Source organism: Peribacillus sp. AS_2, from assembly GCF_026891895.1.
Lineage (GTDB): Bacteria > Bacillota > Bacilli > Bacillales > DSM-1321 > Peribacillus > Peribacillus frigoritolerans.
On sequence record NZ_JAPTGA010000030.1, the window covers coordinates 1 to 12728 of the forward strand.

At 37.0% G+C, this 12728-nt stretch carries 11 protein-coding genes; 10 read left to right on the forward strand and 1 reads right to left on the reverse strand.

Annotated features, from left to right (window positions below; all coding sequences use genetic code 11):
* Positions 1-140 precede the first annotated feature (140 nt).
* From OTG27_RS26175 to OTG27_RS26185, 3 genes are all read left to right on the forward strand, one after another.
* Entirely contained in the window at positions 141-728 is a 588-nt protein-coding gene (locus OTG27_RS26175; RefSeq protein WP_268938562.1) for a hypothetical protein, read from the forward strand.
* Between the two features lie 272 nt (positions 729-1000).
* A complete protein-coding gene (locus OTG27_RS26180) occupies positions 1001-1543 on the forward strand; it encodes a tyrosine-type recombinase/integrase (RefSeq protein WP_268938571.1) in 543 nt (180 codons plus the stop codon).
* 283 nt (positions 1544-1826) lie between these two features.
* Positions 1827-3188, forward strand: coding sequence for a winged helix-turn-helix domain-containing protein (locus tag OTG27_RS26185; protein WP_268938563.1), 1362 nt, complete (start codon positions 1827-1829; stop codon positions 3186-3188).
* Between the two features lie 458 nt (positions 3189-3646).
* Here the strand turns inward: OTG27_RS26185 and OTG27_RS26190 are convergent, their stop codons facing one another.
* Positions 3647-3868 carry a hypothetical protein gene (locus tag OTG27_RS26190; RefSeq protein ID WP_268938564.1) on the reverse strand — a complete coding sequence of 74 codons (222 nt, stop codon included), beginning with the start codon at positions 3866-3868 and terminating at the stop codon, positions 3647-3649.
* A 412-nt stretch (positions 3869-4280) separates the two neighbouring features.
* Between OTG27_RS26190 and OTG27_RS26195 the strand changes: the two genes are divergently transcribed.
* The 7 genes from OTG27_RS26195 (at position 4281) to OTG27_RS26225 (ending at position 12726) form a co-directional block, all read left to right on the forward strand.
* Positions 4281-4769 carry a hypothetical protein gene (locus OTG27_RS26195; protein ID WP_268938565.1) on the forward strand — a complete coding sequence of 163 codons (489 nt, stop codon included), beginning with the start codon at positions 4281-4283 and terminating at the stop codon, positions 4767-4769.
* Positions 4726-5169, forward strand: coding sequence for a hypothetical protein (locus OTG27_RS26200; protein WP_268938566.1), 444 nt, complete (start codon positions 4726-4728; stop codon positions 5167-5169). Before OTG27_RS26195 ends, OTG27_RS26200 begins: the two co-directional genes overlap by 44 nt.
* 675 nt (positions 5170-5844) lie before the next feature.
* Complete coding sequence (locus OTG27_RS26205; protein WP_268938567.1) at positions 5845-6492, forward strand: PBECR4 domain-containing protein; 648 nt, start codon at positions 5845-5847, stop codon at positions 6490-6492.
* 1290 nt (positions 6493-7782) lie between these two features.
* Positions 7783-9186: a hypothetical protein gene (locus OTG27_RS26210; RefSeq protein WP_268938568.1), complete on the forward strand. Its 1404-nt coding sequence runs from the start codon at positions 7783-7785 to the stop codon at positions 9184-9186.
* Positions 9187-9462: 276 nt separating this feature from the next.
* Positions 9463-10104 (forward strand): helix-turn-helix domain-containing protein, encoded by a 642-nt coding sequence (locus OTG27_RS26215; RefSeq protein ID WP_268938572.1) that lies wholly within the window; start codon positions 9463-9465, stop codon positions 10102-10104.
* A 614-nt stretch (positions 10105-10718) separates the two neighbouring features.
* Positions 10719-11486 carry a hypothetical protein gene (locus OTG27_RS26220; protein WP_268938569.1) on the forward strand — a complete coding sequence of 256 codons (768 nt, stop codon included), beginning with the start codon at positions 10719-10721 and terminating at the stop codon, positions 11484-11486.
* 193 nt (positions 11487-11679) lie between these two features.
* A complete protein-coding gene (locus OTG27_RS26225; protein ID WP_268938570.1) occupies positions 11680-12726 on the forward strand; it encodes a hypothetical protein in 1047 nt (348 codons plus the stop codon).
* Positions 12727-12728: the final 2 nt, after the last annotated feature.

A 12728-nucleotide genomic window follows, 5' to 3' on the forward strand; every position in this document is an offset into this window, starting at 1 on the left:
AAAAACAGGATAATAATTTATCCTGTTTTTTTGTATGGGATTTGGTTATATATTTTTAAGGTTGATTAAGGTGTATTTAAGGTGTATAATTTACCTAAAAAGAACCTTAAAAGCCTTAAAAATAGTGGGAGGTTGTTTGGATGAGCCGTTGGAAAGAGGTTTATTATAATATTTGTTTAACTTTTAGAGCGCCTAGTGGAGAGGGAAAGAAGCTAAAAATCAAGTCGAGGCTCGATGATATCATTTATGCAGTAAAGTCCTATAATGGACATTATAAGGACAGTAAAGAAATAAAATTGGTAGACGTAACAGATATTAATGAAATTATTTTATTGCTAAAGATTAAAGTTGATCTAAATACCGTCGATGTAAATGAAATAAATGCCAGAGAGTTGTCTTATTTTAGTAAGCGATTGTACCATGACAAACAGTGGGACATCTATTCAAGGGTCGAATCGAAGCTATTTACATCGACTGTATTTGATTTATTAACAGATGAAGAAGCATCCATGTACGAGGAATTACCTGAAATACCTGAAGACTTTAGTGAAGTAAAAAAAGAACGAAGTAATATCCGTACTCCTGATCAGTTAACAGATGAAGGAGCTATTGATGTTTTTAAAGCGCTGTTGAGCGTTAAAGATATCGGTGATAGTAATACCGTAATCAAGAGAAGAGAAAATATTGAAAAGATAAAAGTTGTATTATTGGATTCATTTAGTAGATGAAAACTTATAAAAACCACTGATACCAATACATCAGTGGTTTTTTACATATTACTCGTTATCTACGTCTAGCTTGTTCCAAAATCGAACACGTTTTGGAGTTATTTATTACAACAAACGCACTTTGGTTGACACTCTATCCAAAAGGTAAACCGATGAATATTGATTTCTAGGGGTTTAAAAAAAATGCAGAAATATCTTGTCAAAAGCAGGAGTTTTAGTTTACGTTTTGAATAATAGAAAAGAGATAAAATGGGAGTGATGACGTGAGTACGATGCAACCGATTCGAAATAAACGACAGGTGGAAGAATTCCTGGAAGCGTTGAAAGAAAAAGACCTTAAATATTACACATTGGCATTCTGCGGGATTTACAGCGGTCTCCGTATATCGGATCTTTTGTCTCTTCAGGTAAAAGACGTCCGAAATGCCCGTTATCTTTACATAAAAGAAAAGAAGACCGAAAAGAAGCGCACGATTACGATCAATGCGGAATTAAAAAAAGTGTTGGATATATACATCGAAGGAATGGACGATGATTCGTATGTCTTCCATCAACGATTGGACAAACATAAACCCGTTTCTCGTCAATATACGCATAGGATTCTTTCTGAAACAGCAGCATTTATCGGGATTAATGAAAAAATATCGAATCATTCGTTGAGAAAGACCTTTGGATGGTTTATGTACCAACAAACAAAAGATGTGGCGTTACTTCAACAGATTTTCGGGCATTCCGCGCCATCGGTCACGCTCAGGTACATCGGAGTGAATGACAAAATCATCGAAACGGCGTACGATAATTTTTCGATTTTATAGGGGTACATAGGATTTTATCGAAATCTAACGAACAAATGAGAGAATACTAGATTTTTCTGGTAAAAAAATATAGAGTGAAAGAAAGACAAAAGAAAAAGACCACGCGGGAACGTGGTCTCGGAGAGGACTGCTCCCCCCAAATTAGTTAATTTCAATATAAAGTAATTAGGACAAAAAATCAAGAAATCCTTCTTAACTTTACAGAAATTTCAATACAGTATTCGGGGCGTCCTTATCCATTCTTCTTTGTTTTTGTTTTGAAGAATAGGAGAGGGCTGTTTTTATGGAAATTAGAAAAATATTAATTCCAAATATAAAAGAAAGACAGATGAATTATTTTCATTTTGATGACATGCCTTATTTTGAAGTCATTGGCAATCAAAATGAATTTTATAAAGATATCTATCGAACGTATTTAAAAGGGCAAGAAAAGGCTTTTCTTGTGAATAAAGACAAGACAAAATCATTTAGTTGTAGAAAAATAGAAAAGTTTTTAACGGTTCAAAAAAAATTCCCTTATTTTACGCCATCGATTTATTGGCATCATCAAAAGCGAACAAAGGAACATCTTCTTTGGATTACGCAAATTACATTGGAATTCGATTTGACGAAAGATGGAACGAATCGGAAGTATAGTCCGTTTCAACTGTTTCAAGTAATTCGTGCGGAATTTGGTTTCGGTGTAAATTACATATGGGAAACCAAAACACCAGGTCATTATGCAACGAGCTTTTTAATCGAACCGATGACGGGAACGACTCAAAGCATCTATTTATTTGAAGCCATCGCAAGAAGAATGGCAATTTTAGTAGGGGCGGATTACACCGCAATCAGTGCCAATAACCTTTATACGAAACCGAAAAATGGCATTTGGAAGTTTACAGATGAAGTCTACAATATCGATGATTTTAAAATCATGTTAGAAGATGAAGAAGTCAATGAATTAGTAGAAATGCAATATCAAGAAAAAGTCACATCCATTACCGAAAAAAGAATTTGGAATGATCCTGCGATTCAACTCTTAACTTCGGCAGAATTCGGACAATATCGAAACCACGGGGCGTTTACCATTGCTCTTTTATTCTACGCATTAGGGTATGAGGCGGAAGATGCTCATGATTTCTTCTATCAAAAACAAGAAGATGGACATTCGTGGTGGGAAAAGGTCAATTCCAATCATTTATCATCAGGTGGGTATTTTCCTAAGCGTGAGATCAAAGACAGCGTAAAAAGCGCATTTTCGGGCAAATATCATGGACCATCGAGAGAATGGATCTATATGCTTACAGGGGAAACCTTTCCGTTCAATCTCTATAAATCTAGTTATATTAAAAAAGAGGATGGTTATTTAGCGGGAAGCGAAACCAGGAGAAGAATTATCGAATTTATTAAAGAACATAACGGCATTATCATCAAACAAGAAGAATTGGCTCAAAAATTGGACGTTGCTTATAGCAGTTTGAAGAAAGAATTGAATACATTGAAAAAAGAAAAAGTGATAGATTGGCAGTCGCAAAAAGGTAGATATGCAAAGGGTTCGACGTTCTATTATACATATGAGGATAAACATGGATTCACGGCTGAATTGGACGTATCGTATCGAGAAGAGGGGTTAGTCGATTATTTTTCAAAAAAAATGAGCTAAATTCAGGCTCATATTTTTAAGAAACGTTGATTTGAAGCGGTTTTTTAAATAGCTAAAATTTGATAACAGTATTCCTAAGGGTAAAAAGCTCTTTTAGGGGTTGCTGGTTTACATAGAGTATCTCTCTTTTTATATAGGGGCTGCTTTTTCTTTGTTGGAGGACACTGTCCCCTAGTGGGCAATGTCTCCGCAGGATAGGATCCGAGGACCTTTGATATTTCTTCTGTTTAATGTTTATCGAATGGATGAGGTTTTATTAAGAAATAGCCTTGAGTGCTTCATATTTGTTTTCTCATGCGCCTGAAATTTTTATCTGACGTTTTTGTCTAAGCGTTTTACAACAAACGCTTAGACGGGATTTTTTGCCTTCTGAGGTGGATGCTGATATGAATCGTAGTAAACTAACATAAAATGAACAGAACCCTTTTGCAGAAGGGTTCCGAAAGATAGGCGATTCATCATGCGGAGGGGTCGTTTTTTTGATTTTGTTGCTTTAATAACAGTTTTAAGATGGATAAAAGGAGGATAATGATGAAGATAAGTAACCACTGGTTGAAGGATAGCTTGTTTAACGTTGTTCCGATGTCAGCAAATACTTTAGGGTAAAAGCCAATAAGAATCGTTACTAGGATTCCGCCTGGCGCCATCCACCACTCTTGTTTTTCGATCCATTTCTTCATTTTGCAGCACCTCTGATTGTTTGATGTTTGTTCATTTAGTTAATAAAGTGATGAGCTCGATTTATAACCCTTTTGCTTCATATACTCGTAAAAAAATGCTTATATTGATCAGTTCTGTAAGAAAAGTTCAACCTGTTACCTTCCACTCTGTCAATCCTTTCTCTAAGTAATATCAGAAAAAATGGCGTTTACTTTTATGCTGTCATCATTTTTTTTTTAAAAGTTAAAAAAGATCCGCCTTTGCCGCATCGATGGGAGCGTTTAGGGTGGATCTTTTTTTGATTAATGAGCTAAGAAAAATGATACAGTGATTGGTATAGTTAATAAATTCGTATAAATACACCTGGTAAGGGGTGATTTTTTTAGTGATTAATCGAGGGGGACTTATACAGGTCTAAGGAGGTGTCTTTGTTTGAAGGTAAGTATCGAACTATTCTTTTTTACTATCATTCCAGGAGTTCTTGCGGCCATTGGGTACTTTATGCCTTTGTCAGTTCATTTTAAGGTCATCATTTCTTTATCCTTAGCGACATTATATTTTATTATTTTCGCGATATTTTTACAGCGGAAACTCAACAAGACTCAATCGACGATTGCTACTTTACAGGATGGGCTGGAAGAATCAAGCGATGCCATGAACGATAAAACTAGTAAATTAGATGCTTATGTGGACTTTGTACATAAAAGAAAATTATTTATTAAACATGATTTAAAGGAATTATCTGATTTAATCGTTGAATATGAAGGGCATGTAAAAAATCATTATAGAGGACAGAAATATCAAGAAGTGAGAGATGAAGTTGGGAGTGTAAAAAAGAGAGCAGTAGAGATTATTAATAAAGAAAAGAGGGATTTCGATGAGCAGTTATACCACGTTCAAAGTGATAAAGATAATCGATGAGTATAGCCTTGTAATAAATGGAGGAATTACGGATGACATTTCGTTAGGAGATGACATTGAGATATTTTTAGAAGGGGATGAAATTAAAGATCCGTTTAACGGTGATGAAATATTGGGAACACTGGATTATATAAAAGAAACCTTAGAGGTTACCGAGGTGTATACAAATTTTGCCGTGTGTAAAAAATTCCTAACTCAAAAAATTCATCATCCCTCTGCTTTGCAAAAGGCTTTAGCTGCTGGTGTGGTTAGTAGTGGTTTAAGTGGTTTAAGTGGAACCACAGAAACAAAGATCACAGAAGAGAAAATTAAGGTTGCTAAAGGGCAAATGACTGGTAGAAAGACAGGAGATAACATCATTAGAATCGGTGATTTAGCAAGAATAGCTCTTAGCGATTAAATTAGTGGCATTGGTGTTTCGTTATGTCTGGGTGGTTAACGCTATGGATCGCCGATTTGTGGACATGGGAGCCACACTGCTCTGACGCTGAACAGTCTACGGTTATTGAAGGTGAGGATACCGTTCGCGGGTAGCATTTCCGTAGGTTTTTTTCGAGGACCTTTGTGCTTTCCATGTTTCTTTAAGCACTTGGGAGAATGATTCGGTGTTATAGAAAAAAGAAAAAATGATAAGACTGATGAAAACGCATGAGACCGCACTAGCCAACATCAGAAAGCACCAGGTAGCGTTAGCTTTTGTTGACATTTTGTTAACATGGGTATAATCTATACTCATAGAGACAAGGGACATCATAAATCCATTCGGGTACAGCTCTCGGATTCTCCGCGGCGGAGACGTAAAATATGAGCCGACACTTAAAGCTGTCATTAAATTGGTTTTAATGCTTAGGATAATTTCCTAACTTCCAGAATATATTAAAACAGGATGCATCTAATCATTCGGGTTGCAGCTCTCGAATTCTCCGCGGCGGAGACATTAAATATGAGCCGACACCTAAAGCTGCTCTAAATTTTACCTTTAAGCCCTGATAATTCAATCAGGGCTTTATTTGTATGGAAAAAAATATGATATAATAACTTAAAAATAAATAGAGGGATATACGAGGGGAAAGATATGGTACTCACTTGTCAGCAACTATTTAATGCCACACAAAATCCAAGGATTAATGATCTTACGTTAGATCTTCTCCGTGAATACTACGAGACCCATTTACATCCCTATATTTTTCAATTTGAAATCAAGGATGATGTAGGAAATAGCTCAGAAACAATTGAATTGCGTTTTGATCAAGAGAATTTTTGCCATTTATTAGGGATTCATAAGATCGTCGAACGTACGGTCAATCGGAATGCCATTTTTCAGTATAAAGGGCAAGCTGGTTGGGATAACGTGGTGAAAGGCACGATCACGTTTGATTTGCTTCGTGAGAAGAAAACAAAGAAGCAGTTTACTAGCAGGAAAGAAAAGTATGTATTTTTTTATTTGATTCCTAAATTGATAGAATCTCCAAAGGGTGTTCTGTATGATGCGGCTGCTGTGCCTGGGAATACACTTATAGATTGCGAAATTTTGTTTTATGACAATCTGCAAAGTGCCTATGTACATATCGGGATTAAGAAAGATGAAGATTTGGGTTATTACATACCGAAGACGTTTTTTGTTGAAAAAATCACATCGAATAAAGACGGAATGAAATATGTAGCGAACCAAAAAGAAATCATCGTCACGAAATTGGATAAAAAAGTGATCGAAGTCGAATAAAGATCCTGAAGCATATTAGCTTCAGGATCTTCTTTTTGTTTTTTCTAGAAGGCTTGTTAACCATGATCACTTATTGTGGTTTTTTTTACGGAGTCCAATGGCATTAACGGGCGGATGAAAATAAGACATTTCTTTCACTAGCCATCCAAAAGGTTCACTCTTTGTATGATGATTTGGGTACGACCCGCATCGCTGATAGCAGGTTTGTCCGTTGTTCGATGGATTCAAGGTAGGTGTAGAGAAGGGTTGGTCATAAAAATCAAAAAATCGACCGTTTTTGGCGGTCATTTGAGGGAGTAACGGGACAATATAACAGGAAAAAACGTATTTGTGGAGAAAATGCCGTTTTTTTCTCGGAACCGTTCATTTCGGCGCTAAAATGAGAAAGTGTATAAACCATCAGTCAAAACTGATATTGGCTTTGTCCATGAATGCAAAAAAGAACACCATTCGTGTTCGTTTTTCCATTGGAGAAACCATTCATGCATGAAGCAACGGACACTATTTAAGGAGTTAACGAACGTTAACGTGAGCGTACAAGATATGCAAGAGAGCATAGATGAAACAGAGTGAGACAAATAAAAATAAAAGGAGGAAGAAAGATGAACCAGTTGGAGTGATGTAAAAAAAATAAAGAGAGGAAAAGTGAGGAAAAACATTCAGTTGGAATACCCGTTCCAAACGAATTCGAAGGAAAAAGAACGTGAAAGAAAATGAGACTACCCCATTCTTATTAGCCTAGACAAGTTCCTGCACACCATCGGTGTCCTGTTTACTCACAGGTGGAAGCTAATAACGGATACACGATTTTAGGGGCATCGACGTTGGGATGCGTTTAAGCAGACCAATCGAGCCAAATCGTAGTCGATAGGGCGAACACCGATCCATTCAAAAATTAAAAAGCCATTTTTAATTTTTGAATGAGTCTGTGTCCTTTTTGGTAAAAAAACCGCGCTAAAGCGCAGGTTTTTTTGTTCAGTGAACGGAGTGAACGGCTGCGTTTCGCAGCGGACGGCTGGATGCCGTACGTCTGCAAACGTCAGTCGTGAAGCGAAGTGAATGCTTTTAGAAAATGTTCGGGGACCGAAGATTTTCTGATGCTTTTAGGGGACACCCCTCTACCTGAACGGGTAGAGGGGTGAAGGAGTTCTTAGAACCTCGCAGGAACTGGCGTGGTTCTAAGTCGCACCCATGGTTCGGGGGCGAAATTTCTTTTCGGCTTTTTTCGCCATATATTCATTTTCAGCGCTACCATTTGGAATGAAAAATCACAAAAATGGAGGTGATGATATGGCAAGAAAGGGTTCGAAACATAAAAAGGGGCAAATCAAAAGCAAAAAGAAAGACGGGGTGCACAGGATGAATCAGTTGAAGTTTGCATCCAGGGCACAGGAAAAAGTCTACGAAAAATTGGCGATGGAATTCCTTCAGGATCATCTCCCGAAAATTATGGACATTGTGCCAGCTGAAGTGCGGGAAGAACGAGGCGAAGAACCAAATCCTCCTGGGAAGCTGTATAAGAAGGTCATCCAGACCATCGACACCAAAGAAACCTACGTAAAAAGGGCGAAAACATTCATCAAATGGCATGTGATCAATAAAGGGGTGGCACGTTTAGGTCAAATCAACAGAGAAACCACCGATGAATTCTTTGAGAATATCGCAAGAAATGTGGGGACGGCCCAGGATGAATACAGCAAAAAAACCTATGACAGCTATGTGGATGGGACCTATAAGATGTTTCAAGCGTTGGCGGCAGCGCCTGATGATGCAAAAACGAAATTGGACGGAAGAATTTTTGCCGATTCGGTAGAATCATCCAGGCAGATGCTCGACCGTGACTATAAGCAAGAACTTCGGGACAAGATTGGCGAATACTCGAAAGAGGAATATAAACGTGGTTCAGGGTATGAAAGCCGTCAAGCCAGCACCATCATGCGACAGGCTGAAAAGTATTTGAGTACACAAGACCAGTTGCTGGTGGCTACATTGGTGTATGGGACGGCAAGGAATGATGAAGCCCAACAGTTTACATTGGATTGCTACAACAGAGAGCGCGGCAGCATCGATATGCTGAAAAATGGCATGACGAAGCAAAATAGAGGGCGAATTGTTTTGGATGTTCATCCGAAAGTGTTTGAACTCGCGGAAAAATTGCAACAGGAAACGGGTATGGCACCCGATGCAAAAATTTTCGCTGGTTACGATGATAACAAAGTGCGTGACGTGGTGAAAACATGCTGCCATTATGGAAAAATCAAATACTCGGGGGTTCATGATCTACGAAAAGCGTATGTCGAAAAAACGGAGCGTGAACTCATTTCGAACATCAAAAAAGGTGACGTGACAAAAGAGGATCTCATCCAAAAAATCATGGAGCAAGTGAGCATCAAGGAAAGTTTGAATCCGATGATTAAACTAAAAGAACGTCGTTACCGAACGAACAAGGATGGAAAAAAGGAATCCTACACCGTCTATAAAAAGGTCAATGGTGAAATTGTAGAAGAGAGAAAGTTCTCTGTTGAAAAATTAGAGAAAATGAACATCGAGGATTTGCTCGATTTACATATGGCCGAACAACTCGGACATAGTGATCCCGAAACGACGTATGAATACAGATTGGAGAAAGCATCCGAAAGAAGAAAAGCATTCAGAAAAGAGATGAGGAATAAAAGAAAAAACGAAAAACATTGAGATGTTTTTCGTTTTTTCTGTGACGATTTGAAAAAGCGATGCGGGTCGTCATCGAAAAAGCTGTGGCGGCCGTAGGTGACAGGATGTTTTTCGAAAGTGGTTTCTTATATGGGGAAATAGTGAAAAATGAGCCTTATATTAGGTTGATTTATGTCTTATGTTATAGGGGAAGTGAAAAATGAGCCTTATATTAGATTGATTTATGTCTTATATTATAGGTAAGATAAGGATTATATAAGGGTGTACTTGAAGCTAATATAAGGGGGTGCTTGAGTGATGATCAAATACATCAATGAAATAACGAGAGAATTTGGAATCGAACATCATACGCTTCGAAATTGGGAAGATAAAGGATACTTAGGAACCGTGGAACGGGATTTTACGCACGGTCGAATGTACGATGAAGACCAAATCAAACGGATTGAGTTGATTCAGAAGGTCGTTTCGGAACAACAGGCAAAGGGGATGAAGAGAACCGATTTTAAAGAGGTAGAAAGGGTTCTCCTTGAAGAATTCGGGGGCATCGTGGAAGTGAAGCCGCCGAGCATTCCAGCCACACCTGAAGCCTTTACAAACATGCTTTTAAAGTTTGAAAAACAGGACAAGCAAATACAAGCCTTGCAACAAATGGTATTGGATTTGACCAAAATTACGAAAGAGCTACCACAACCTGCGGATCAATCAGCTGAAATCAACGAGATTAAAGAACGTACCGAAGGTATGATGACCAAAGAACAGGCGGACAAGCTGATTTCACGTCTTGCGGAAGAAGAAAAAAATAAAAACGAAATGAAAAACGAAATAAATTTACTGAAAGAAAAGCTAAATGTTGCAGTCGAATATATTCAGAAGCAGGAAAACACTGAAAACTCTGAAAAAACGGAGAAAAAAGGCTTTTGGAAAAGCATATTTGGCTAAATAACATCGATGAAGGTAAATCATACATTGGAAAATGTTCAAAACGGTGCGATTGCTGCGTTTTTGTGCTGATGGTTTGTGAAAATGACCGACATCGGTCATTTTTTTTTGCTTTTTTTCGAAGAACGGAAAAAATAATATCAATATTTTTTAATAACAAATTTAATAATTAACAAAATAATTGATATTAAATAATTTTAATATTAACAAAAATTTATATCAAAAAAATTTATTATCAACATTTAATAATAAATAAAATATATGAGAAAAAAACTTAAATAATTAAAAGGAAATAGTTGATACTAATATTAATTAATAACAAAATAGTTTGACATCAAAATCATTTCGCAACAAATAATTTGAATATGATAAATAAAAAGAAAAAACGATTAAATAAATGATTTATAACCATGTCCTCTTTACTTCTTATGAAATAGAATTCATAATAAATACAGATAATAACAAAAATGTTTGATAAGAAAATGAATTAAATATAATTTATTTTAATTACTAAATTTATTTAATATCAAAATTATTTAATAATAAAACTAGTTTTAAATTGATAAGAAAAAAACCATTATTTTTTGTGTTTTTTGAAAAATGGAGGTCACACAATGAAAAATCATTTGTTAAAACAAGTTCTTATTGCAGAGGGCATGTCTCCTGAAAAAGCAGATGAAATTCTTAAAAAGGCAGAAGAAACACGCAAAACCGAGGAAAATCAGCAGTTAAAAGTAAGCCAAGTGTCAGAAATACTGAAAAAACGGCTCGATAAGAGCTGGAATGAAGCCAAAGTAAGGCGTTTTATCGCTTCTGGGGATCTTCCTACGATTAATCAGGTAGATCGAAGGGCAGAAGGGGAAGCCGTTTCCACGAAACATGGTCATCGAATCCATGTTGATAGGGTGGAAACGTTCATTGAAGAACAACGGATGACCAAAGAGGATTGGAAAGCATACGCAAAAGAATTAGAGAAGCGACTGGAACAATATGAGTCTCCAAAAGAGGAGGCGGAAATCGCTCCTGAGGGGCAGCTGACAATCGATGCAATCAAAGGGGTATCAATACAAGGGGAAGACGATAAAAATCAAAATTCGGGGCATTCTGAGGCTTCTGTTAATCACCAATTAGATCTGACAACCATCAAAATCACAAATATCATAAGATTTAAGGAGATTTCTAAAGGATTATATAATTTACATTTTAAGTTGAACGGTGAAAAATTCACAGGTCGTGTGAACACCCAAAACGATGTTATTCAATTGTTGTACGCTAAAAGCACAGAACGCAAACGTCCTGTCCATATAGAAGAAGCATCAGAGCTACAAGTGATTATGAAACATTTATTACCCAAAATCCAAGAAAAACTTAAGCAGGGATGATTCCCTGCTTTTTTGTGGAAAATTGGCATTTTTTTCTTGCATTAATTTTTTCCATTGCTTATGATTTCCTTACCAGAACCCCGTCCATCTTTTTAGAAGAGGGGGTAGGGTACTATTAACTACTTATAAATTGTTTTACCCCCTTCAATCCCTTGTGGCTGTTGGTCTAGGTAGAGGTCAGGTGGTCGAGAAAATGAGTTTAGAGAAGTGGGTTGCGCTTGGGCGTAAACGTATTCTAAGGATACTTGATAAGTATCGCGTCTCTAGCATGCGTCATCTGGAGATCAAAATAAGTGAGGCGGGTCCTTACAACCAGCGGGTTGAACCTGCTCCGTTAAGTATCGCCTACCGTCAGTTGAAGAACGAAGGACACATTATCGTTATTAAAACCGAACCTGTGGAGATAGTCGCTTCAGCTTATACATACGGGAAGCCAGGAGATAAAGGAAAACTGCAAAAGTTTGAGCGCTTGTATAATCTGCATCATACCTACGTCCAAAAGGATGAAATTTGCGGTATGCAATTAGAAAAATTAATATTTGATACGGCTTTAGATTGTAGAGATCAATATACGATTTTCGGATCGGGACCTATTGATGATGGGGGGATTTTAAAGAAACCTCCAGGGTCGGAAATTTTGTTTTATAACGGAAATGCATCTTACAAAGGTGCGGGTTTGGATTTGTTTTTAAAGCATAATGACACACAAATTCCTATTGGAATCGAAGCGAAAAACATTCGGGAATGGATTTATCCTGCATCGTATGAAGTTTGGAGAATGATCGCGAAAGCTGCTACCTTGGAATGCTTACCTGTTTTGGCTGCTAGGAAAATTTCATTTATTAGTCGGGCTGGTTTTTTTAGTAAGGTGGGAATACTAGGATTTCAAACGCAATTCCAGTATTTTAATCCTCGTGTAAAAGCAGCATCTAACTACAAATTCGCTGATGTGGTTAAAAAAGAGGGTTTGGGTTATGCCGATATAAAAATCACTAATGATATACCGCCCTTTTTTCTTAGTTATTTTCAAAACACACTTCCTGATAATCTTGAGGAATACTACCAAAGATTTATGGATCATAGGGAAATCCTAAAAGAGTATGCCATTGATAAGGGAATGGCTGAAAAGAAAATGACAGATGGCAAGAGATATAAATTATATCAGGATTTAAGGGAAGAGCTAGAGTTTATGGATCCGAGCTTTGAAGATCCTGATATTGCAGATGAACCTGCTAGTTAACA